25 protein-coding genes and 1 other RNA gene are annotated in these 23,616 nt (G+C 42.9%); 13 read left to right on the forward strand and 13 right to left on the reverse strand.

Translation table 11 applies throughout. The features are described from left to right. Nucleotides 1-7 precede the first annotated feature (7 nt). The 8 genes from ispF to DC487_RS11565 all read right to left on the reverse strand — a co-directional run bounded on the left by ispF (nt 8) and on the right by DC487_RS11565 (nt 8,166). Entirely contained in the window at nt 8-490 is a 483-nt protein-coding gene (gene ispF / locus DC487_RS11530; protein ID WP_116776131.1) for a 2-C-methyl-D-erythritol 2,4-cyclodiphosphate synthase, read from the reverse strand. Nucleotides 491-496: 6 nt separating this feature from the next. Beyond that, the gene (locus tag DC487_RS11535) at nt 497-1,357 is read right to left on the reverse strand and encodes a YybH family protein (RefSeq protein WP_116776132.1); all 861 of its coding nucleotides are present in this window, start codon (nt 1,355-1,357) and stop codon (nt 497-499) included. A gap of 28 nt (nt 1,358-1,385) precedes the next feature. After that, nucleotides 1,386-2,858: a cysteine--tRNA ligase gene (gene cysS / locus DC487_RS11540; RefSeq protein ID WP_116776133.1), complete on the reverse strand. Its 1,473-nt coding sequence runs from the start codon at nt 2,856-2,858 to the stop codon at nt 1,386-1,388. Between the two features lie 19 nt (nt 2,859-2,877). Continuing rightward, entirely contained in the window at nt 2,878-4,182 is a 1,305-nt protein-coding gene (gene der, locus DC487_RS11545) for a ribosome biogenesis GTPase Der (protein ID WP_066755156.1), read from the reverse strand. A gap of 109 nt (nt 4,183-4,291) precedes the next feature. Beyond that, on the reverse strand, nt 4,292-5,188 hold the full coding sequence (locus DC487_RS11550; RefSeq protein WP_116776134.1) for a DMT family transporter: 897 nt from the start codon (nt 5,186-5,188) through the stop codon (nt 4,292-4,294). A 28-nt stretch (nt 5,189-5,216) separates the two neighbouring features. Next, nucleotides 5,217-6,299, reverse strand: a complete 1,083-nt coding sequence (locus DC487_RS11555) for an LptF/LptG family permease (protein WP_116776135.1) — start codon at nt 6,297-6,299, stop codon at nt 5,217-5,219. Nucleotides 6,300-6,306: 7 nt separating this feature from the next. Beyond that, nucleotides 6,307-7,437 carry a tRNA guanosine(34) transglycosylase Tgt gene (gene tgt, locus DC487_RS11560; RefSeq protein WP_116776136.1) on the reverse strand — a complete coding sequence of 377 codons (1,131 nt, stop codon included), beginning with the start codon at nt 7,435-7,437 and terminating at the stop codon, nt 6,307-6,309. Between the two features lie 117 nt (nt 7,438-7,554). Then, on the reverse strand, nt 7,555-8,166 hold the full coding sequence (locus DC487_RS11565; protein WP_116776137.1) for a hypothetical protein: 612 nt from the start codon (nt 8,164-8,166) through the stop codon (nt 7,555-7,557). A gap of 151 nt (nt 8,167-8,317) precedes the next feature. On the opposite strand from DC487_RS11565, the gene DC487_RS11570 reads away from it, so the two are divergent. Together DC487_RS11570 and rsmG are read left to right on the forward strand one after the other, a co-directional pair. Then, nucleotides 8,318-9,463 (forward strand): glycosyltransferase, encoded by a 1,146-nt coding sequence (locus DC487_RS11570; protein ID WP_165799081.1) that lies wholly within the window; start codon nt 8,318-8,320, stop codon nt 9,461-9,463. 1 nt (nt 9,464) lies between these two features. Beyond that, nucleotides 9,465-10,100: a 16S rRNA (guanine(527)-N(7))-methyltransferase RsmG gene (gene rsmG / locus DC487_RS11575; RefSeq protein WP_116776363.1), complete on the forward strand. Its 636-nt coding sequence runs from the start codon at nt 9,465-9,467 to the stop codon at nt 10,098-10,100. A gap of 27 nt (nt 10,101-10,127) precedes the next feature. Here the strand turns inward: rsmG and DC487_RS11580 are convergent, their stop codons facing one another. Continuing rightward, entirely contained in the window at nt 10,128-10,736 is a 609-nt protein-coding gene (locus tag DC487_RS11580; protein ID WP_116776138.1) for a hypothetical protein, read from the reverse strand. Between the two features lie 48 nt (nt 10,737-10,784). Next, the gene (locus tag DC487_RS11585) at nt 10,785-11,015 is read right to left on the reverse strand and encodes a hypothetical protein (protein WP_116776365.1); all 231 of its coding nucleotides are present in this window, start codon (nt 11,013-11,015) and stop codon (nt 10,785-10,787) included. Nucleotides 11,016-11,155: 140 nt separating this feature from the next. Here DC487_RS11585 and dprA point away from each other — a divergent pair, with 140 nt between their 5' ends. From dprA to DC487_RS11605, 4 genes are all read left to right on the forward strand, one after another. Further along, nucleotides 11,156-12,259 carry a DNA-processing protein DprA gene (dprA, locus tag DC487_RS11590; protein ID WP_116776139.1) on the forward strand — a complete coding sequence of 368 codons (1,104 nt, stop codon included), beginning with the start codon at nt 11,156-11,158 and terminating at the stop codon, nt 12,257-12,259. Between the two features lie 102 nt (nt 12,260-12,361). After that, nucleotides 12,362-12,459, forward strand: an RNA gene (ffs, locus tag DC487_RS11595) — signal recognition particle sRNA small type. Nucleotides 12,460-12,609: 150 nt separating this feature from the next. Next, complete coding sequence (gene accD / locus DC487_RS11600; protein WP_116776140.1) at nt 12,610-13,452, forward strand: acetyl-CoA carboxylase, carboxyltransferase subunit beta; 843 nt, start codon at nt 12,610-12,612, stop codon at nt 13,450-13,452. Between the two features lie 131 nt (nt 13,453-13,583). Continuing rightward, on the forward strand, nt 13,584-13,919 hold the full coding sequence (locus tag DC487_RS11605; RefSeq protein WP_116776141.1) for a MerR family transcriptional regulator: 336 nt from the start codon (nt 13,584-13,586) through the stop codon (nt 13,917-13,919). A gap of 12 nt (nt 13,920-13,931) precedes the next feature. On the opposite strand, the gene DC487_RS11610 is transcribed toward DC487_RS11605, so the two are convergent. Together DC487_RS11610 and DC487_RS11615 are read right to left on the reverse strand one after the other, a co-directional pair. Next, nucleotides 13,932-14,423: a metallophosphoesterase family protein gene (locus DC487_RS11610; protein ID WP_116776142.1), complete on the reverse strand. Its 492-nt coding sequence runs from the start codon at nt 14,421-14,423 to the stop codon at nt 13,932-13,934. A gap of 58 nt (nt 14,424-14,481) precedes the next feature. Continuing rightward, the gene (locus DC487_RS11615; RefSeq protein WP_116776143.1) at nt 14,482-15,189 is read right to left on the reverse strand and encodes a tRNA1(Val) (adenine(37)-N6)-methyltransferase; all 708 of its coding nucleotides are present in this window, start codon (nt 15,187-15,189) and stop codon (nt 14,482-14,484) included. Between the two features lie 110 nt (nt 15,190-15,299). Between DC487_RS11615 and DC487_RS11620 the strand changes: the two genes are divergently transcribed. Continuing rightward, nucleotides 15,300-16,436: a hypothetical protein gene (locus DC487_RS11620; protein WP_133228544.1), complete on the forward strand. Its 1,137-nt coding sequence runs from the start codon at nt 15,300-15,302 to the stop codon at nt 16,434-16,436. Between the two features lie 84 nt (nt 16,437-16,520). Here the strand turns inward: DC487_RS11620 and mutS are convergent, their stop codons facing one another. Next, the gene (mutS, locus tag DC487_RS11625; protein WP_116776145.1) at nt 16,521-19,130 is read right to left on the reverse strand and encodes a DNA mismatch repair protein MutS; all 2,610 of its coding nucleotides are present in this window, start codon (nt 19,128-19,130) and stop codon (nt 16,521-16,523) included. Between the two features lie 65 nt (nt 19,131-19,195). Here mutS and nth point away from each other — a divergent pair, with 65 nt between their 5' ends. From nth to plsX, 6 genes are all read left to right on the forward strand, one after another. Next, nucleotides 19,196-19,858 (forward strand): endonuclease III, encoded by a 663-nt coding sequence (gene nth, locus DC487_RS11630; RefSeq protein ID WP_116776146.1) that lies wholly within the window; start codon nt 19,196-19,198, stop codon nt 19,856-19,858. 79 nt (nt 19,859-19,937) lie between these two features. Beyond that, nucleotides 19,938-20,969: a recombinase RecA gene (gene recA / locus DC487_RS11635; protein ID WP_116776147.1), complete on the forward strand. Its 1,032-nt coding sequence runs from the start codon at nt 19,938-19,940 to the stop codon at nt 20,967-20,969. Nucleotides 20,970-21,101: 132 nt separating this feature from the next. Then, nucleotides 21,102-21,764 carry an epoxyqueuosine reductase QueH gene (locus DC487_RS11640; protein WP_116776366.1) on the forward strand — a complete coding sequence of 221 codons (663 nt, stop codon included), beginning with the start codon at nt 21,102-21,104 and terminating at the stop codon, nt 21,762-21,764. A gap of 66 nt (nt 21,765-21,830) precedes the next feature. After that, the gene (locus tag DC487_RS11645; RefSeq protein ID WP_116776148.1) at nt 21,831-22,367 is read left to right on the forward strand and encodes a YceD family protein; all 537 of its coding nucleotides are present in this window, start codon (nt 21,831-21,833) and stop codon (nt 22,365-22,367) included. A 15-nt stretch (nt 22,368-22,382) separates the two neighbouring features. Then, nucleotides 22,383-22,574, forward strand: coding sequence for a 50S ribosomal protein L32 (gene rpmF / locus DC487_RS11650; protein WP_066755120.1), 192 nt, complete (start codon nt 22,383-22,385; stop codon nt 22,572-22,574). 97 nt (nt 22,575-22,671) lie between these two features. Beyond that, a complete protein-coding gene (gene plsX, locus DC487_RS11655) occupies nt 22,672-23,610 on the forward strand; it encodes a phosphate acyltransferase PlsX (protein ID WP_116776149.1) in 939 nt (312 codons plus the stop codon). Nucleotides 23,611-23,616 lie beyond the last annotated feature (6 nt).

Raw genomic sequence — 23,616 nt, forward strand, 5'->3', positions numbered from 1 at the left:
TTCGATTTTAGTCTTTTTGAATGAGGCAAACCGCGTAGGCCACCACACCTTCTTCGCGACCAATAAATCCTAACTTCTCGTTGGTGGTCGCTTTGATGGAGATATCTTCTACCGGCAAACCACTATATTGTGAGATCGCTGCCTTCATCTGCGGGATATAAGGTTTTATCTTCGGTGCTTCTAGGCACAACATGGCATCGATATTCTCAATCCGCCAACCTTTCTCTGCAATAAGACCGACCGACTTCTCTAACAATACCAAGCTAGAAATTCCTTTCCACTGATCATCTGTATTGGGGAAATGATAACCAATATCTTCGAGATTGGCTGCACCCAGCAAAGCATCGCAAATCGCATGAAGTAATACATCGGCATCAGAATGACCAAATGCGCCGGCATGATGATCCAATTGTACACCACCCACCCAAAAAGGATGCTGATCTTTCATCTGATGTACATCAAACCCAAATCCTACTCTTGTCTTCGCCATGTTATCTTATCTTTCGAACATCATCTCGAGGATGACTTTCCATTGGTAATCATTTTTTAATTGCCAAACTCGCACGTAATTGAATTTGACCACTTTGTCTTTCAAGCCAACGGTAGCTGTACCGGAGGTATATGCAAACTCGCCGCTGTATGCACGACCTACATCATCAGGCTCTGTATCGATCTCGATGCGTTCTTTGGTAAACATCGCAATCACATTCTTCCGGCCGATGATTTCTGGTTGCCAAGGGAAGTAATACCGTACGTCGTCCGCTAGAAACTCTTCGTATCCGGTACGCGTATCCGCTTTCAATATGTTGGAAAATAGCTTATCGGTCTGAAATACCACTTCCTCGCGTTGGTTCAACCGTACCATAGAGCGATGTTTCAGGTAATCCTTATCATCTGGCTCAAAGTATTCTAGGTCCGCTGCTTTCTGCTTGCCATAGTTCTCTACCTCTGCGCGAATGTGTACACGCCATTTTCCTTTTTTATCTCTGCGCCATACCGTCACATACTGACCATATCGTTTGATCGCTCCTGTACGCTGGTATTGCAATGGACCAGAGGTGACGCCCCAATCCATACTTCGAGAAACTAAAGCAAAGTTTGGCTCCCAAGTCAATACGTCAGGAAGGTTTGGGCGATTATTCAAATAATTCAACGCATTTACGGATGAAGGCACAAAGAAAGAGGATTCCTTGTCGACCATAGAAACTAATCCCGCATGCGGATTTTCTCTCTTTGATAAGTTTGCAGCATTGCGGTCTACCGTAATCAGACTACCTACCTTACTAGGCAATTGTCCGTATACGACACCCGAAATCAATACATTAATGATGAACGCTAGCGCGCTTAAAATTCTCATATACTATTTAATTAACAGCTGCTTAATATCAAATCTTATTCCAAAGAGTCCCGTCTTTACTGTCTTTCAATTGGATACCCAATGCATTGAGCTCATCGCGTATACGATCTGACGTCGCAAAATCTTTGTTTGTCTTCGCCTCGTTACGAATCTTAATAATCAATTGCATTAGTCCTTCGGCACTGCCATCGTCTGTACCAGACTGGTCATCTTTGAGTCCTAATACATCGAAGACGAATGCTTGAATATAGGACTTCAGCTTGCTAAGATCTTCCGCCGTGATCGTCATTTTACCGTCGTACACCGAATTAATCATCCGAACCACTTCAAATAATTCGGCAATCAATACCGGACTATTGAAATCATCGTCCATCGCTGCATAGCTTCGGGCTTCGATTTCATCGAGATTAGGAATCGTAGATTTTTTGCTTGGCGCAATCTTATCCAAAAGATTGATGGCTGCCAACAATCTCTTAAAACCTTTGTCGGCCGCATCCAGCGCTTCGTTAGAAAAGTCCAACGTGCTACGGTAGTGCGCTTGCAGCATAAAGAAACGCACCGACATAGGAGAATAACCACGATCTAACAGCGGATGATCTCCGGTGAAAAGCTGGCCGGGCAAAAATCCGTTGCCCGAAGATTTGGACATCCGCGCGCCATTAACCGTCAGCATATTCGTATGCATCCAGTATTTGGATGGCGTGGTATGATTACACGCTTGCGATTGTGCAATCTCGTTGGTATGATGTGTGGCGGCCAAATCCATTCCACCACCGTGGATATCAAATTGATCGCCTAAATATTTGCGACTCATCGCCGAACACTCAATATGCCAACCTGGGAAACCAACGCTCCATGGTGCTGGCCATTGCATAATATGCTCTGGCTTGGCTTTGATCCAAAGCGCAAAATCCAGACGATTGCGCTTCTCATCTTGTCCACCCAATTCACGCGTATTGTTCAACAGATCATCGAGATTACGATTGGTCAAGATCGTGTAATTGTGCTCTTTTGTATAGCGATCTACATCGAAATATACCGTACCATTCACCTCGTAAGCATAGCCATTATCCATGATCTGCTGCACCATTTCAATCTGCTCCGAGATGTGGCCTGTAGCAGTCGGTTCGATACTTGGTGGAATGGTATTAAATAAGCGTAGGACATCGTGAAATCCGATCGTGTACTTTTGTACAATCTCCATCGGTTCCAATTGCTCCAACTTCGCTTTTTTCGCGAATTTATCATCTCCCTCATCGTTATCACCTTCCAAATGGCCGGCATCGGTAATGTTACGCACATAACGCACTTTGTACCCCAAATGGCTTAAGTACCGAAAAATCAAATCGAAAGACACAAACGTACGACAGTTACCTAAGTGCACATCGCTATACACGGTCGGTCCACAGACATACATACCGACAGAGGTCGGATGAATGGGTTCAAATTTTTCTTTTTTACGGGTAAGCGTATTGTAGAGCGATAGATTATGCTGTAACATAAAACGGGGATAGTCGTTATTATTTTTGTCTGAAGAAAATTTGAATAGGCACACCTGCGAAATCAAAGTTCTCACGCAGTTTGTTCTCGATAAAACGCTTGTACGGATCTTTGATGTACTGTGGCAAATTACAGAAGAAGGCAAACATAGGTGATCTACCAGGCAACTGCGTAATGTATTTGATCTTGATATGCTTCCCTTTGGTTGCCGGAGGCGGATAATGCGCAATAATCTCCAACATCACTTCATTCAACTTTGAAGTAGGAATTCTTCTGATCTTATTTTGATACACTTCCATGGCGGTTTCGACCGTCTTGAAGATACGTTGCTTCTCTGTTACAGAGGTGAACAATACCGGCACATCATTGAATGGCGCCAATTTATCTAAGATACGTTGCTTGAATTCTACGGCTGTCTTATGATCTTTCTCAATGGTATCCCATTTGTTGACCAAGATCAAGACACCTTTTTTATTCTTTTCAGCAAGGTGAAAGATATTGATATCCTGTGCTTCAATACCATCATTGGCATCCAACATCAAGATCACAACATCCGAATCTTCCAATGCTTTGATCGTACGCATGACCGAGTAAAACTCGATGTCTTCGTTCACCTTAGATTTACGGCGTAATCCAGCGGTATCAATCATCAAAAACTCGTGACCAAATTGGTTGTAGTGAATGCGAATCGAATCACGCGTAGTACCTGCAATTGGCGTTACAATATTACGATCAACACCTAATAAGGCGTTCGTCAACGAAGATTTCCCCACGTTTGGACGACCTACGATCGTGAACTTGGGTAATTCATCTTCTTCTACTTCCTCTTCTTCGGGGAAATGGGATACGACCGCATCCAACAATTCTCCAGTACCAGAGCCTGTTGCTGCAGAAACGTTATATATTTCGCCCAATCCAAACGCGTAAAATTCGGCCGAATCGTGATGCAATTTCGCGTGATCGACTTTATTAGCTACCACGTAGACTGGTTTTGAACTTCTTCTCAACAGGTCTGCAATCTCATCATCCAAATCGGTAATTCCCGTAGTCACGTCGACCATGAAGATAATCACCGTAGCTTCTTCGATGGCGATATGCACTTGATCGCGGATGGCTTCTTCGAAGATATCATCCGATCCGTGGACAAAACCGCCGGTATCAATGGCGGTAAACTTTTTACCGATCCATTCGGCTACTTCGTAGTGACGATCTCTCGTAACACCACTAAAATCATCCACAATCGCTTTCCGACTTTCCGTCAGACGATTAAACAGAGTAGATTTACCGACATTCGGCCTTCCAACGATTGCAACAATATTTGCCATACTATTTTATTTTATTAGGGGATCGCTCCTCACAATACCCACTAAAGATATACATATTTTTAAGGAGGGCAAAGCTACGGATAATTAACAGATTATCGGGTATACTAAGCTATCTCACCGATAACCGCCGGCCAATCCAACGGTTTTTGAGGTAAGGATACATAAATACCGCCATCAGCACGAGAACCGCGCCAGCATAAAAGCCGGTACTCATGGCCTCTTTTTGACCAAAAAGCAACAATGCGAGCATGATTCCATAAACAGGTTCTAGGTTGGTAGCCAACGCAACTGTAAAAGCAGACACTTCGCGCATGACCGAAACAGCTAAAACATACGCCACTGCAGTACACACGATACCAAGTACGAGTAGGTAAATCACATCCGACTGATGCAGCAGCATTTGTGCATCAAAACCGCCTGATACTCCCAGCAAAATACTTACACCGATCACGGCGCCAACCATTTCATAAAAGCTGATGATCTTCGCGTCGGCTGTTTTCACCATACGTGCATTGAAGATGCCGAAGAAGCTAGCACAGATGGCTGCTAATAGACCAAAAACAATACCCCAGAAATATTGAAACTCAAACTTGAAGATCAGATAAATACCAAAAATGATCAGCAGCCCAATCAAGACATCCGATACTTCCATTCGCTTGCGATTAATGAGCGGCTCTAGTACTGCCGTAAACAAGGTGACGGAAGAAAGGCTCACCAGCGTAACGGATACGGTAGAGATTTTGATAGAATGAAAGAAAAGCACCCAGTGCAACCCCACAATAAAACCTACTCCCAAAAACTGAAGTAATTGGCTTCTTGATACTTTCAATGGTTGCTTGCACCAAAGCAAATAAATAAATAGGGAGATCGCTGCAATCAGCACGCGATACCATACCAGATGTAAGGCAGACACCGAGATCAATTCGCCCAAAACTCCTGTAAACCCCCAGATCAACACGGTAAAGTGTAGAATCAGCACATTGCGACTAGCGCCAGATTTAGTCATTATCACAAAAACAGAAAAGAGAATAAAATTACTTAGGAGCCTTGATCATCAAATAAATACTCAAGACAAGGAATAGCACATTGGGAATGAGGACAGAGATCAAAGGATCTAATCCTCCCTTTACGGAAAACATGGTCGAGAATCTTTCTAACACCACATAAATACAGCTCAAGCCAATACCCACACCGAGACTCACCCCAATACCACCACGTACCTTTTTAGAGGATAGTGATACACCAATCAATGTGAGGATAAAAGCGGAAAACGGATTGATAAAGCGCTTATATTTTTCGAGCAACAATTCATTCATCATACCCGTACCGCGGGTTTCTTCTTTTAAGATACGCTCATTGAGATCCGCCTGACTCATGGTCGTAAATACGTTCTCATAAATCTCGAAATCCTTCGGCCGCATATCTAATGTGGTATCGCGCTGTTCGCCAGCTTCCATACGCTCCCGAAGTCCATCAATATGTCGCACGGTATAATTATGTATGGACCATTTGTTGGCCACCGAATCCCACGTAATACGATCTGCCATCAGCTTTTCGGTCAGAACATCGCCGTCAAATTTTTCAATAGCAAAATTATAACCTACTGCCGTTTTGGTTTCGAATGTACCCATATACACATAGGTATTCGAATCCAGTTGCATATGCGTAGAGGTAGATGTGGTGCTTACTTTCTGTGGTTTTACATACACATTCTCAAAATCCACTTTTACCTTATTGGTATATGGGATCACGTAGAGATTGGACAGCAATATCATCCCACAAATAAGGCCTGCGCAAAACATGTACGGACGGAGCATGCGATAAAAACTCATTCCTCCATTTAGAATAGGGACAATCTCGGTCTGATCGGCCATTTTGGAGGTAAAGAAAATCACTGCAATAAAGTTGAGCAGCGGCGTAAGCATGTTAATGAAAAAAGGCAAACTACCGACCGCGTAATAAAGCGTAAAAACCTGCGCCATCGTAGCCCGGTTCTTATTAAAATCGTCTACCTTCTCCGAAAAATCGAAAATAACAATCACCAAACAGAAGATACATACCGTAAACACAAATGTGGTTAGGTACTTCCCAATGATATAGCGATCAATAATTTTCATCTCGAACTTACAAACGTTGATCTAAAACTTTCACCATTTTTTCTTTCCAAGCATAGAACGTGCCGTCGATAATTTTCTCGCGAGCTTGCGTCACTAACCAAAGATAGAAATGCAGGTTGTGCAAGGATGCGATCTGTGCACCCAAGATTTCTTGTGAACGAATCAAGTGGCGCAAATAGGCTTTGCTATGAATCTGATCGACCAGCAAATCGCTATTCGCTTCGATCGGACTAAAATCGTCCGCCCATTTCTTATTCTTGATATTGATAATACCTTCTTTGGTAAAGAGCATACCATTACGCGCGTTGCGGGTTGGCATCACACAGTCGAACATATCAATGCCCAGCGCGATATTCTCCAAAATATTAACCGGTGTACCTACGCCCATCAAATAGCGTGGTTTGTGCTCGGGCAATATTTGCGTGACTACTTCTGTCATCGCGTACATTTCATGCGCCGGCTCCCCGACAGATAAGCCACCGATGGCATTTCCTTCTCTTTCGAATGACGCGATCACTTCCGCCGATTTGGCACGCAAATCTTTATACACAGATCCTTGCACAATCGGAAACAAGGTCTGATCATAACCATAAAGAGGTGTCGTAGAATCAAAGCGGTCGCAACAGCGTTTCAACCAGCGATGCGTCATATCTAGCGATCTGCGCGCATAGTTATAATCACATGGATATGGCGTACATTCATCAAAAGCCATGATGATATCCGCACCGATGATGCGCTGCGTATCCATCACATTTTCTGGCGTAAACAAATGCTTAGAACCATCGACATGCGAGCGAAAAGTAACGCCTTCTTCTTTGATTTTGCGCACTTCAGTCAGTGAGTATACCTGATAACCACCCGAATCGGTCAAGATTGGACCGCTCCAGTTATTGAATTTGTGCAATCCACCAGCTTTGTGTAATACATCCAAACCTGGACGTAAGTATAAATGATAGGTATTTCCTAAAATGATTTGAGCCTGTATATCATTCACCAATTCGTGCATGTGCACGGCTTTCACCGTGGCAGCAGTGCCCACAGGCATAAAAATAGGTGTCTGTATCGTACCGTGTGCGGTCTCCATTTCTCCAGCGCGAGCCTTCGAAAGTTTGTCTTGTGCTTGAAGCGTAAATTTCATCTATTCCCTCTAAACGAGTGCAAAAGTACGATTATTTTCGGCAGAAAACCGGATGACCACTGTAATCTTAAGAATTATTAACAGCGAGAAAAGTAAGCCCGATGCTCCTATTTTGAACTATCGCTTGGTCAGGCTTTTCAGCAAATCATTATCGATCGTGATGTAACCCGGATAGAATATATTGGTACCGCCAAGCGCCATAGAAGGTTTGATTTTTAATACGACTGCTCCCTGCCCTTCTTTCGTTAATAGATCAGACAACAAGCCTTCAATACCGCGGTTCTCATCGACCACGCCAAACAAGTTCGCATTAAAAGAAAGCGGCACTACAGCACTTTCGCCTTGGTTCAAGCGCACCACACGATCTACGGTTCCTTCGAAGAATGGTTTGCCTTTAATTTCGATTAAGTATTTAAAGGCATTAATGCCGGTCACATTCGTAGTTGGATTGCTCACTTTCATATTAACAACCGCCGCTAAAGGGAGATCTTTGCGCAAAATACCCAAAGCCAATCCAGGCAAAGCATTCATATTTAATGAGGTACCATTGCCTTCTAATAAGCCTTGCGCCGAGCGGCCAGCAATCGTCAATCCGCTGATTGATTCTACATCATAGTTATAACTTTTGAGCATATCGACCTGCTTGGCGGGATTTATAGATCCACAGGCAGAAATTAAGATTGAGATGGTTAATAATACCAAAAGTAGTGGCGTATGTTTTTGTGTCATGACTGGTGTGTGTTTTTAAGCCGTCTAATATAGCAATTTTAAGTTTAGACAAGGTTTCGGCAACTTGGTTTACCTTGATCATCGCCTATACTACAAACTTTTCTTGTATATAGCGCTCATCCGGCAATAAATAGCATTATCTTTGCAACTTATGTTTTTTTCAACCGAAGCGATCTATTCCTATTGGCCCTATGCTGCATATCTATCTCTTGGGATATTTTTTTGTATTCAGGCATATTATATCTTGTTTGTATACGGCAAGCTGGCGGCTCATCGTATTGTAGAGCCTTCGACGGATCAACATCTGCCTCCTGTCTCCGTCATTATCAGTGCTTATAATGAACAGGATAACCTCACGAGATTCTTACCATTAATTCTCGAGCAAGATTACCCCACGTTTGAGGTCGTCGTGGTGAATGATTGCTCGGACGACGAAACGCAATGGTTATTAAGAGAAATGGCTTCGAAGTACACACATCTTAAAGTGGTGGATATTGGCGAGCACATCCGACTTAAGCACACCAAAAAATTCACCTTAACAATCGGGATAAAAGCCGCAAAGTACGAGCATTTGGTATTCACCGATGCCGACTGTGAACCTGCTACTCCGCATTGGTTACGTGCCATGGTCGCACCGTTTGCCGAAGGCAAAGAAATTGTATTGGGCTATTCTCCTTATTTCAAACACCGTGGTCTACTCAATAAACTGATCCGTTTTGAAACGACACATACCGCTATGTCGTATCTGTCTTATGCATTAAAAGGGGATGCTTATATGGGCGTGGGCCGCAATTTGGCCTATACCAAATCGCTTTTCTACAAAGGCAAAGGCTTCAATGCGCACATGCACATCAAGTCGGGTGATGACGATCTTTTTGTGAATCAAAACAGCAATCGAAATAATACAGCCATCGTCCTTGCTCCTGATGCGCATATGTACTCCGTACCGAAGCTTACTTGGAAAACTTATTACAAACAAAAAGCGAGACACGCTGGCGCTTCTGTAATGTACAAATCAAGACACAAGTGGATGTTGGCCGTACAGCTACTATCTGCCATACTATTTTATATCTCGTTGGGAGTCTCCATTGCTTTATTACCCACGCTTTGGTATATTCCTGTCACGATTTATTTCTTGCGCTTGATCGCGCAATACAGCATATATAGCTATGCCTTCCGGAAGCTGGCTGTTCGCGATTTGTTACTTTGGTTGCCCCTACTCGATCTATTCTTTTACTTTTTCATATGCCTGAATGGCTTATTCAACAGAAACAGAAAACAAACCTCTTGGAAATAATATGAATCCATCTGTAGACATTATCTTCACTTATTTCCCGCAATTAAGTGAGACGCAAAAAAAGCAATTCGCCCAACTAGCGGAGCTCTATCCATTTTGGAATGATCAGATCAACGTGATCTCCAGAAAAGATATGGATTCACTTTATCTGAAACATGTGCTACATTCTTTAGGTATTGCGGCCTATGTACGTCAGTTTGCTGCGGGCACACGCATTTTGGATGTAGGCACAGGAGGCGGTTTTCCGGGGATTCCATTAGCGATTTTGTTTCCTGAAGTTCAATTTCATTTGGTGGATTCCATCGGAAAGAAAATAAAAGTGGTTCGTGAAGTGGCTGAAGCGCTTGGTTTGACCAACGTAGAAGCGGATCATATCCGAGCAGAGCAACTAGATCATAAATATGATTTTGTTGTGTCTAGAGCGGTTACACGTCTCAAGGATTTCCTTCCTTGGGTGAGAAACAAGATCCAAGCGCAAGATAAAAATGGTATTCCTAACGGAATATTATACTTGAAGGGTGGTGATCTGCGCGAAGAGATCAAAGAGGCGAAAGTAACTTCGGATCTTATTCCGCTAACAGATTATTTTAAAGAGGATTTCTTTGATACGAAATACGTGCTATATATTCCGATGTAGCAGCAAGGCTATTCACATAAAACGCCATCATTTTCTATCGTAAAATGATGGCGTTTCTTTGTTGGGCAAAGCCAAATATTCGCGAATATAACTAGCAGAATCACCGTAGTTACGCAACCGTTTAAACAAGTAGTCAAGTTGCTCATACTCTTCCGCAACTACCCACCAATCATAATTTGGTTGATAATAGCGCCTAAAATCTTCCAGTTGTTGTCCTTCTAACTTTGCAAGCTGTTGGGTGAGTGGATACCAAGTTTGGTTAATCTTATCATTTTCAAATCTATCTTTCAACACCTTCTGCATGCTTCGAGCACGTTTACCTGAAGTCGAAAAATGATTGTAGATTTTATTGATATTAATGACAATGACTGGCGGAAAAATATTGATGGCCTCAATCATCTTTTTGTTGTCGCCATGCAGGTAAATAATTCTATATTCACTACTATCACGCCTAAATTGTTCTTCGGGACTAAGCACTTCGCGTTGTATTAGCACCTCTTCAATACCAATCGTATCGCGACGCGGCGCAATGGTATCCCTCACTTCCTGCCAGCTATCTGTATTTTTGATTGCTGGGGAATTGGTATTTAACCAGAATGCGGCGGGAAAAATCAGCAGGAATAGCGATCGCAACATAGCAATATATATTTAAGCCTATTATCCGCTGGCGGTTTTTTTCACGTATTACCCTTCTAATGCAGTGATTTCGCGTCCGATTAACAACACTTCTTCATCCATCCCAAATAAGGGCAAACCAGTTTCAGGATGGAGCTTAAGCCAAGCGGTTTCGGTATCTCGAATGATTTGAACATATTCTTTTCCATCTTTAAAAACGGTATAAGTGTCTTTCTCGTCTGGAAAAACGGAGTAATCCACTCCATTAATCTCAATATCAAAAGGTTCTGGTGTATTCATTTCCATGGTATTTGTATTTAATTAACGCGGCATTCTTTTATTAGATTATCAAAGATAAGACAATTCAAATGATCAACCTATTCAATCGAAAACTTCAATATTTCCATAAATAAACTATATTTATCTTTTAAAGAAAATAAATGGGTTTATTACACAAAATCGCTTTAGGGCTAATAGCAGGAGTTGGCCCTCGCTTGGCTAAAAATCTCCTACAATATTTCGGAAGTGCAGAAGATGTCTTTAGCGCGTCAGCACAAGAGTTGATGGCAGTAGCTGGCATAGGTCCCGCATTGGCCAAAACCATTTTGCAAAGAGATTTCATGCAGCAAGCAGAATTGGAATGTGATTTTATCGAACGTCACGATATCCAACCGCTGTGGATCGAAGATCGCACCTATCCGCACCGATTGCAAACCTGTGATGATGCTCCGCCGCTCTTGTATTACAAGGGAAATGCTGATCTCAACAACCGCTATATCATTAGTATCGTAGGCACTCGCAATGCGACGGCGTATGGAAAAAAACTTTGTGAAGATCTGATCAAAGAGTTGGCAGATTTGCAACCGCTCATCGTTAGCGGTCTAGCTTATGGTATTGATGTGACGGCGCATCGTGCTGCAGTAGCAAACGATTTACCAACTATCGGATTGCTGGGACACGGACTAGATCGCATCTATCCTGCGGTACATCGCGAAGTAGCAAGCAGCATGATAGAAAGTGGTGGTTTGTTGACGGAATTTCCTTCTCAGACCAAACCCGAAAGAGCACATTTCCCAATGAGAAATCGCCTGATTGCAGGATTAGCTGACGTGACTATTGTGATCGAAGCGGGGATAAAAGGTGGCGCCTTAATCACTGCCGAAATGGCCAATAGCTACAATCGCGATGTATGCGCATTTCCGGGCGGCGTGGACAAAACCTACTCGGAAGGCTGCAATTATCTTATAAAAACGCACCGCGCGCACCTGATTCGGCACGCAGAGGATCTTCGATATTTGATGAATTGGGAAAAATTCAGTCCACAACATGAAGCAAAACAGCTATCGCTAATACCGCCTACACTCAGTAAGGACGAGCAAAAAGTATTCCTGTACATACAACAGATTGAACAAGCTACTGTAGACGAAATCGCGATGCATTTAGATTGGCCACAGAGCAAATTGGCTATTGTATTACTAGAAATGGAGATGAATGAAGTGATCCTTTCATTGCCCGGAAAGATATATCGGAGCATGATCAGCTAAAGCACAAAACAAGGTAGACAATTTTCTAACTGTAAATCAAGGCGCTAGCGACAAAGCGCAATTTTAATTTCATTGCTATCATTTTTTTCCTACTTTTGCCGTGGGTAAGTCCTTTACGACCAGCTCCTGTTGACTCCCCCAGGTTGGGAACAAAGCAAGGGTAAATGGTTGAGCGGTGCGATAAAGGTAGCTTACCCATTTTTTATTTCCTTTTTTAAAGCGTTACGTTCTAGCTACGCTTCCATTTCCAGACATTTTTTTTGATCACTTCTTAATTCCCATTTTTTGGCTGATGCTTCATGCGGTAAGCAATATTTTTCGTTTCTTTGTAGTTCGTTTAAAAATTTGCTATGAGTTGGTTTAAAAGAAATACGGTGGGAATCGTCACTGCTACCGAAAATAAAAAAGAAGCGCCAGATGGCATGTGGAACAAATGTCCGAACTGCAAAAAAGCGCTTTTGAATGTCGAGCAGGTCGAAAACAGCTATGTTTGTCACTACTGTGATTATCATATTCGGATTGGTTCTGCGGCTTATTTCTCAGTACTTTTTGACAATAACGATTTCCAAGAGTTATTTGCGAATATGCAAGCAGGGGATCCATTGGATTTTGTAGACAGCAAACCATACAAAGAAAGATTACTAGAAAGCCAAGCTAAAACAGGCTTAAAGGATGCCATTCGTTGCGGACATGGAAAGGTGGAAGGACAAGACATCGTCATTGCATGTATGGATTTCAACTTCATTGGTGGATCGATGGGTTCTGTTGTCGGTGAAAAGATCGCTCGTTCTATTGATTACGCATTGGAGCACAAGATTCCATTTATGTTGATCTCTAAATCTGGTGGTGCCCGTATGATGGAGGCTGCTTTCTCGCTGATGCAGATGGCAAAGACGTCCGCCAAATTGGCTTTATTAAGCAAAGCTAAATTGCCCTATATCTGTTTATTGACTGATCCCACGACAGGTGGTGTTACTGCTTCTTATGCGATGCTGGGCGATATCAATATCGCAGAACCAGGAGCATTAATCGGCTTTGCTGGCCCGCGCGTGATTAAAGAAACCATTAAAAAAGATTTGCCAAAAGGATTCCAAACTTCTGAGTTTGTATTAGAACACGGATTTTTGGATTTCATTGTAGATCGTAGACAGCTAAAATCTAAATTGGCTACTTTTCTACGTCACGTAAACTAAGGTATAATGTATATTACAGAACAAAGGGCACTTCACGGAGTGCCCTTTGTTCTGTAATATCTACACGCCATTCTGCCACTTGAATATATAGACAACTTTCAGTAAGTTTGTTATCAATAGAAACACCGGCAATGCCATACAAAGAGCGCGAAATAAACAAATTGTATTACACCATGGGTGAAGTGACTAGCATGTTTGATGTCAACGCTTCCCAGATTCGTTTTTATGAGCGTGAGTTTGATATCATTCAACCCAAAAAGAACAAAAAAGGCAATCGGTTATTCACCCAAGAGGACATTTCAAATTTGAAGATCATCTTCAATCTGGTAAAAGATAAGGGTTACACGTTGCAAGGTGCTCGAGAGTTTTTACGGCAGAATAAAAATGAAGCCAAAGAAAACCAACGGGTGGTGGAATCGCTCGAAAAACTGAAGCACTTTTTGCTCGAAGTACGCGACAGCTTGTAAATTCGCGCTTAGCTAGCGGCCATTTAATTCAATCACCTCCATATTCTCTGCCCGATCACCGATGATGTCGAACCGCATCAACGTGCGCACCTTATGCCAGCCTTGCTTGCCAGCGGCACCCGGATTCAGATGCAATAATTGCAACTTAGGATCGTACTGCACTTTAAGAATATGAGAATGTCCGCTAATAAATAATTTGGGCGGATTTCGTTGAATCTCGGATTTTATGGTTGCTGCATACCTGCCGGGATAACCGCCAATGTGCGTCATCCAGACATCCATCTCCTCGCAGGTGAAGCGCAGATGCTCGGGATACGTTGCACGAATATCTTGTCCATCAATATTGCCATACACACCGCGCAATGGTTTAAAGGCAGCTAATTTCTCCGCTACTTCCCCATTCCCAAAATCACCCGCATGCCATACTTCGTCACAAGCATCAAAGTGATGAAAAACGGCATCATCTAAAAAACTATGGGTATCTGAAAGCAAACCAATTTTCATAAATATAAAGGTAGTTTGCCCTTGGCAAGATAACAAGCCAAGCGGCAATTTTTACCGCTTAAAAAGCGAGAAAAAAATCTTTGAGTAAGGTTCTGTAAGCATCGCTGTATACGCCTTTAGATTCGTAAATCACAAAATTGGAATGTTCGGTTTGAACATCACCTTGCCGCCTACTCAATCGAATAATACAACGGATACAGGGCGAATCATCAAAAGAAGAAACCGCTATTTTTCGATCCAGCACAAAACCTAAGTCAGACGCCTCAGCAACAACGGCATCAGATAATTCAGGCGGTAGAATCAGTTCCATTGCTCCTCTCGTGGAAAGGTGCACCTTTGCGTAGCCGAGTAGATCATCAAAGAAAGTCATATCGGTATGCCGCGCTTGCTTCTTCCGCGCATCAGGATTATGCAGCGTATTTACGTAAAATGGTGGATTACTCACCATCAGATCAACCGGATGTGGCGGCTGGAAATCCTGAAAAGCAGTATACGATACCTGCACTCGATCAGAAAATGGTGATTGCAAAGCATTATTTGCGGCAGCAGTCGCAGAAGATGCGTCGATTTCCAAACCACTAATATCCGCGTTTGGAAATCGTTGCGCCAGCATTAATGCTATCACCCCAGTACCTGTCCCGATATCTAAAATCGTTTGCGCATCTTCACCATTCGCTAGAGCGCCTAGCAGCACACCATCGGTATTAATGCGCATAGCACATCCCGTCTGGTCTATCGCAAAGCGCTTGAAACGAAAAACACTCATTGTTGCAAAAATACATTTTTACTCCCAGTGTAGACATTTGTATATTTGCTTAAACTTTTTCGAAGTTTATAGGTCTAAAGGTTTTCCATCAACAAACAATATCAAATTATATGCACCGACTATATACGCTTTACAGCGTTTTCTGTTTTTCCCTTTTAGCACTGGCTGTGCCTGCTTCAGGACAACAGAGCGCCACACAAGACCCATCCTGCGAACGAGTAACGGAAGCCGCCCTTCCAAAAATCGTGGAGCTACTGAACAAAAACGATTTCGCCGCAATGGAACAAGTGCTACAAACCATCGAAAGCAGTTGTGGGCCTAATGAAGTAACACAAAGACTTCGCATTATTGGTCTGCTTATCAGAAAGCAACCTACCAAACCAGCCATTCAAAGTTATATCCAACAAGGAAAAGATAATGAATTGATGATTCGCTGGGATAATGCCTCTGAAAACAATTATCAAAACATTTATAACAAAGACAAAGCAGCTTATCACTTTGTTCCTTTACGTCATACGGTCGACTCCCTAACGCAAGTTAAAGCGGCGGCGCTAATCGGATCAGATTTGTACAGTCTCACAGAAATGGAAGAAGCTATTGCTTACCTTTTCTCCGATCACATTAGCACGTATTTAATTCGCATGCAGAAAGAAAAGCCTACAACTCGTACGGAACAACTACAAGAGGTGGAGTTGTACAAAATGGGTTGGGGTTTTGCAGCCAGTATCGGTCTATACCGTCCATTAAATGCTGTTAATCCGGTTTACAACGATTTGGCGATTTATGGATTCTCTTTTATCAGTCCATTGGCCAATGATTGGGTTTTCGATGGTTTCTTCAAGTATCGTCCAGCCAGAAATTCCAGAGTGTTCGAATATCAAACAGAACCAAACAGTAATCAGCCTGATCTGGTAGAGCCATTAACTACATATATGTTTGGTGGTTCGGCTGGATATAAGTTTTTGGATGCGGGCAAGTTCCTCATGATTGGAAAAGCAGGATTAGCATACGAAATGTCGTACAACAGATCGCTCAATATGCGCTATGGTGATGGCTATCCGGTATATGTGACCAGACCACAAACCTTTAACCTGTCGACAGGAGTTTCTGCGATGCAGCATGTTGGTCGTACAAGTTTCGTTGGTGCACAAATTCAATATCATTACTCACCTTACAGTATTGATAGCCGATTGATTACGCCTATCGCGTCCGATTATGTAAGTTTCGAGCTTTTCTTTAAGTTCTAGACATAAAATATACTATTTAAAGCAAAATAAGCGGGCTACCTGAGGTAGTCCGCTTATTTTATTATATACGAGAGTGTGGTGAACCTAATGTTTTAGCACACGTTGAATCTCATCCAATTTCATCAGCGCCTCCACCGGAGTCAATGTATTTACATCCAGATTGTTCAGCATATCGCGGATCTTTTCGAGGATCGGATCATCAATGGCAAACATCTGCAACTGATACGCTTGTTTCTGAATTTTGCGCATACTGTCTTTGATGTCTTCACCGCCGGTACGCTCTTGCTCCAATCTTCGTAAAATATCGTTAGCACGCGTCAAAAGTTTGCTCGGCATTCCCGCCAACTTCGCCACATGAATACCAAAACTATGCTCTGATCCGCCTGGCACAAGTTTCCGGAGAAAGATGATTTTATTATTCAACTCCTTCACCGAAACATTAAAGTTTTTGATGCGCGGCATGGACGTACTCAACTCGTTGAGCTCATGATAATGCGTAGCAAATAGTGTCTTAGCTCTAGCCGTTGGATGATGGTGTAAATATTCGGCGATAGCCCATGCAATCGAAATCCCATCGTAGGTACTTGTTCCTCGGCCGATCTCGTCTAACAGGATTAAACTACGATCCGACAGGTTATTCATAATGCTGGCCGTCTCGTTCATTTCCACCATAAACGTCGATTCGCCGGAAGAAAGATTATCCGAAGCGCCCACGCGGGTAAATATCTTATCGACTAAACCAATATGTGCTTCTTTTGCTGGTACAAAAGATCCAATTTGCGCCATCAACACGATCAATCCCGTCTGGCGCAACAGCGCCGATTTACCGGCCATATTTGGCCCTGTGATAATGATGATCTGCTGGGATTCTTGATCTAGAAAAGTGTCATTGGTAATATAATCTTCCCCGACAGGCAAATTCTTTTCAATCACTGGATGACGACCACCTTTGATATCTAAAGATTTCCCTTCATTCACCTTTGGTTTTACGTAGAAATTCTTCTCTGCTACGACTGCGAAATTCAGCAAGACATCCAACTTGGCAATTAATTGCGCATTGAGCTGAATTGGTTTAATATACTCCGCAATATCTGCCAAAAGGGCTTGGTAAATCCGATTTTCGATGGCTTGAATCTTTTCCTCTGCTCCTAATATTTGCTCCTCGTAGGTTTTGAGTTCCTCAGTGATGTAGCGCTCCGCGTTGACCAGCGTTTGCTTACGAATCCAACCTTCGGGCACTTTATCCTTATGTGTATTGGTCACTTCGAGGTAATAACCAAATACGTTATTAAAGGCAATTTTAAGAGAAGGAATACCTGTCGCTTCCGCTTCGCGGCGTTGAATTTCCAATAAGTAACCTTTACCACCAAAGGCAATCTTACGGAGTTTATCTAATTCTTCGTCGACGCCATCGGCGATCACATTGCCCTTTTGTAATAATACCGGTGGCTCTTGTTGTACTTCGCGATCGATCTTGTCACGAATGATCAGACAGTTGTTCAGCTGTTCCGAGATCACACGCAACGAATTGGAATCTGGCAAATCCGTCCTCTCCTTCAACTTTTCTACGGCATACAGCGCTCTTTTCAGTTGGATCACTTCGCGTGGATTCGCTTTCTGCAAGCCGATCTTGGAAATCAATCTTTCCAAATCCCCGACTTGCTTGATTTCTTTGACCAGCTCATCGCGTAATTCTCGGTTCTGATCGAAATGATCCACTACGTCCAAACGTTCTTGAATAGACTTTTGATCTTTGAGCGGCATGATGATCCAGCGCTTGAGCAAGCGTGCTCCCATCGGCGATGCCGTATGATCCAGCACATCCGATAGCGTGATGGCATTATCATTGGCCGAGCCAATCAACTCCAGATTGCGAATGGTAAAGCGATCCAGCCACATATAACGATCTTCTTCGATGCGCGCAATATGCGAGATATGCTGTAGGTTGCGGTGCTCCGTTTCGTTGAGGTAATGCAAAGCTACACCGGCTGCTGTAATGCCCGATGTGAGCCGTTCGATACCAAATCCTTTGAGGGAATTAACTTCAAAATGCTTCAATAAAGCTTCCGAAGCATAATCGCCTGTATAAGGCCACTCGTCTAGCGTATATGTATAATAGGTCGTACCAAACTGAGCGACAAAATCATTGAACTGTTTCTTGGGAAGAATCACTTCCGTCGGCTTAAAACTTTGCAACAACTTATCGATGTAGGAAGCATTCCCTTGCGCCACCGAAAACTCGCCCGTAGAAATATCTAAGAAAGCAATGCCATAGGTGTTTTTGTCTGCAAATACCGACGCTAAGTAATTGTTGGCTTTCTGCTGCACGATGTTGTCGCTGTACGATACACCGGGCGTTACCAATTCGGTTACGCCACGTTTTACAATGGTTTTTGTTTGCTTCGGATCTTCGAGCTGATCGCAAATGGCCACGCGCTGACCGGCGCGCACCAGTTTTGGCAAATAGGTTTCGAGCGAGTGATGTGGAAAACCGGCCAATGCCGTTTCCGATTCTGTGCCATTCCCACGTTTGGTCAGCACAATGCCGAGTATTCCGGCTGCTTTAATCGCGTCCTCTCCAAATGTCTCATAAAAATCTCCCACACGAAACAACAGCAAGGCACCGGGGTACTTGACCTTGATCGTATTATACTGTTGCATTAAGGGAGTCTGCTTCTTTTCTTTCTTTGCCAATGGTAATCAGTTTTCGGTTTTAAGCCGAGTAAAAGTAATAAGGATATTATTAATTATCTTTGTTCATGCTGAAAAAAGATCGATATAAAGCCTTCGTTGACTATTTCTCCACGCATAATCCCGATGCAGAAACGGAGTTACATTACTCCAATCCGTACGAACTGCTGGTCGCGGTCATCTTGTCTGCGCAGTGTACCGACAAGCGGATCAATCAGGTCACGCCAGCTTTGTTTGCGCGTTATCCAGAGCCGGAATCGCTGGCAGCCAGCTCCGTAGAAGAAGTGTTTTCTTACATCCGTTCGGTGAGTTACCCAAACAACAAAGCCAAACATTTGGTCGGCATGGCGCAAAAGCTACTGGCTGAGTTTGACGGCGTCGTGCCCGAAAAGATCGAAGATTTGGTGAAGCTTCCAGGCGTTGGTCGCAAAACGGCAAATGTCATTTCTTCGGTGGTGTACGACAATCCTGCGATGGCCGTCGATACGCATGTATTTCGCGTAGCGAATAGATTAGGATTGACACAAAGAGCGACTACACCATTGGCGGTAGAAAAACAGTTGGTCAAACATTTGCCCGAAGAAACGATCAAAGTTGCCCATCATTGGCTGATCTTGCATGGTCGCTATATCTGTTTAGCACGCAAGCCCAAATGCGAAATCTGCCCCATCACCTATTTTTGTCAGTATTTCAGCAAAAACTTTAGTAAGCAAACGACACTGAATGTTTAAAAAATAAAACTAATTATTTTAGCATTTTATTTGCACACATCAGTTTTGTGTGTATATTTGACCTATTAAAACTACGAAAATGAGTAATTCAGATAAATTAAAAGCACTACAGCTTACCTTAGATAAACTAGAGAAATCTTACGGTAAAGGAACCATCATGAAATTAGGCGATTCTGCGGTAGAGCCGATTGAATCTATTTCTACAGGATCTTTGGGGCTGGATATTGCTTTAGGTATTGGCGGTGTACCAAAAGGTCGTGTGATCGAGATCTATGGCCCGGAATCTTCTGGTAAAACTACCTTAGCCACTCATATCGTAGCAGAAGCACAGAAAAAAGGCGGTATTGCCGCTTTCATTGATGCGGAGCACGCATTCGATAAATATTACGCACAGAAGCTGGGCGTAGATATTGAAAATCTATTGATCTCGCAGCCAGATAATGGGGAACAAGCTTTGGAAATTGCCGATAACTTGATTCGCTCCGGCGCGATCGACGTGATCGTTATTGACTCCGTAGCGGCATTGGTACCAAAAGGTGAAATCGAAGGCGAAATGGGTGATTCCAAAATGGGATTGCAAGCACGTTTGATGTCACAAGCATTGCGTAAATTGACCGGTACGATCGCAAAAACCAACTGTTGTTGTATTTTCATCAACCAGTTGCGCGAGAAAATCGGCGTCATGTTCGGTAATCCAGAAACGACTACAGGTGGTAATGCCTTGAAGTTTTACGCTTCCGTGCGTTTGGATATTCGCCGGACTTCGCAGATCAAAGATGGCGATGAGGTAGCGGGTAACCACGTAAAAGTGAAGATCGTGAAAAACAAAGTAGCACCTCCATTCCGCATTGCTGAATTCGACATCATGTTTGGTGAAGGTATTTCCAAATCTGGTGAAATCATCGACTTGGGTGTAGAATATGGTATTGTAAAGAAATCGGGCTCTTGGTTTAGCTATGGCGACACTAAATTGGGTCAAGGTCGCGATGCTGTACGAAATCTTTTGATAGACAATCCGGATCTAATGGACGAATTGGAAGCGAAGATCCGCGCAGAAGTAACTGGAGTAGATCTAGATCAAAGCGCATTGAAAGAGGGCGAAGCAGAATAATCTGCCGACTTCACTATCATAATTTTATATGATAACAGCCTGTAACCGCTAAGAAGTTACAGGCTGTTTGTCTTTCACGCAATTCAGCACGATAATTTTTGAATGTGCGTGGAAGTAGGTAACTTTGGAGCTATGGAAAATAAACCGTTCGTTCGGGAAAAAATCAACCTACCTAATGAAGGCAAGAAGCTGCTACTGCACTCCTGTTGCGCACCGTGCTCAGGAGAAGTGATGGAAGCGCTGATTTCATCAGAGATTGATTTTACCATATACTTCTACAATCCAAACATTCATCCACGGAGTGAATATGATTTGCGTAAAGAGGAAAACATTCGCTTTGCGGAAAAGCACAATATTCCATTCATTGATGCAGATTATGATGTAGATCATTGGTTTGAGTTGGCCAAAGGCATGGAAAACGAACCTGAAAAAGGCATTCGCTGCACCATGTGCTTTGATATGCGCTTTGAAAAAACTGCAGAATACGCGGCTGCAAATGGCTTCGATGTAATTTCCAGCTCATTGGGCATATCGCGTTGGAAAAACATGGATCAGATCAATGATTGTGGGGTACGCGCTGCATCTCGCCACGAGAATATGGACTACTGGACATTCAACTGGCGCAAAAAAGGTGGCGGTGCACGCATGCTAGATATTAGCAAGCGAGAACGCTTCTATATGCAGGAATACTGCGGTTGTGCCTACTCGCTTCGCGACACCAATAAGTGGCGCATGGAGAATGGACGAGAAAAAATCAAGCTCGGCGAGAAATATTACGGAGACGAAGAACAATAAAGGTTTTAAAAAAGAGTTGCAATCTATAGTTTTTACTATTATCTTTGCAGGCTCAAATACTGGATTGTGAAGTATTTAAAAAAATATAAAATACCATTTTCAGGCCTTTCGGCTGGTAAGCACAATTTCGAATTTGACGTCGATGACGCGTTCTTTGCATGTTTTGATCACTCCCTGGTAAAAAAGGGTAAACTCATTGCTCAAGTACAATTACAGAAGCAGGAGAACATGCTGATCACGAACTTTGATATCAATGGCCACATCACACTTACCTGCGATGTATGTCTGCGTGAATTTCAAGCTCCACTGAGCACGAAGGAGCGCGTGATTGTCAAGTTCACACATGATGAGTGGGATCAAGATTCGGACGAGATCATTGTATTATCACACAATGATTACGAATTCGACATTTCTAACTTGCTTTACGAATACATCAATGTATGCGTACCACACTATCCAAAATGTAGTGAACAAGGCGAGAATATCGATTGTGATCCAGAGATGCTACAACAGTTGGCAGACGAAGAGACGGTTAAGAATGAATTAAAAGAGGATCAGGTGGATCCTCGCTGGGAAGCATTAAAGAATATTAAAAATAACTAAAAATACACATACGAGATGGCACATCCAAAACGTAAAATGTCTAAGTCAAGAAGAGACAAAAGAAGAACGCACTATAAAGCGGATAAACCAAGTTTGACAGTATGTCAAGAAACTGGTGCAGTGCATTTGCCACACCGCGCATACACCGTTGATGGTAACTTGTTCTACAACGGCAAATTGATTATCGAGAATACAGCGGCAATCTAAGGAACTTCCGAAACATCCCATTGACAGAGATTAATTCGATTTATTCCCTGTACATTGGGATGTTTTTTCGTATTATTGACTCATTAAATAATAACGAATGAAGATTGGTTTAGACGTACTAGGAGGAGATTACGCCCCTAACTCTACGATACAAGGAGCTATTGAAGCTCAGCAAAACCTCCAAAATGACCAACGATTGGTGCTATTTGGAGATGAAGAAAAAACCCGAGAACTGATCTCGAACGCCGGCGGTGATGTTTCCGCTTTTGACTACGTTCATGCTCCCGAAGAAATTGGTATGCACGAACATCCCACAAAAGCAATCACGCAAAAACCTAACTCTTCTATATCCAAAGGATTTGAATTTCTAAAAGACGGAAAGATTGACTCTTTCGCTTCTGCTGGAAATACGGGTGCTATGCTGGTTGGTTCCATGTTTAGCGTTAAAACTATTCCGGGAATTTTGCGCCCCGCAATTGCCACTAATGTGCCCCAGTTGAAAGGTGGTACAGCGGTTATGCTTGACGTAGGAGCCAACGCGGATTGTAAACCAGAAATGTTGAATCACTTTGCTATTCTTGGTAGCTTCTACGCAGAACACGTATTGCGTATTGAAAAGCCAAGAGTAGGTCTGATCAATATTGGGGAAGAAGCAGAGAAAGGAAACTTATTAACCACCAGCACCTACCCTTTACTCAAAGCCAACGAAAAAATTAATTTTATCGGCAATGCCGAAGGCAGAGATTTATTCTCTGATCATGCCGATGTATTCGTGTGTGATGGGTATACTGGAAATGTAATTTTGAAGTTGGCAGAGTCCTTCTACGTAGTTACGTTAAAGAAAGGTTTTAAAGATGAGTTCTTTGATCGCTTCAACTACGAGCAATTTGGTGGTAGCCCAGTGTTGGGTGTCAACGCACCGGTTGTTATTGGGCATGGTATCTCCACGCCTACGGCGATCAAAAATATGGTTTTACAATCACGAGATATGATCTCCTCGAAATTCATCGAGCGAATCAAGTCTGCAATTAAATAATAGAAC

Origin of the sequence: Sphingobacterium corticibacter, assembly GCF_003076635.1 — a bacterium.
Taxonomy (GTDB): Bacteria; Bacteroidota; Bacteroidia; order Sphingobacteriales; family Sphingobacteriaceae; genus Sphingobacterium; species Sphingobacterium corticibacter.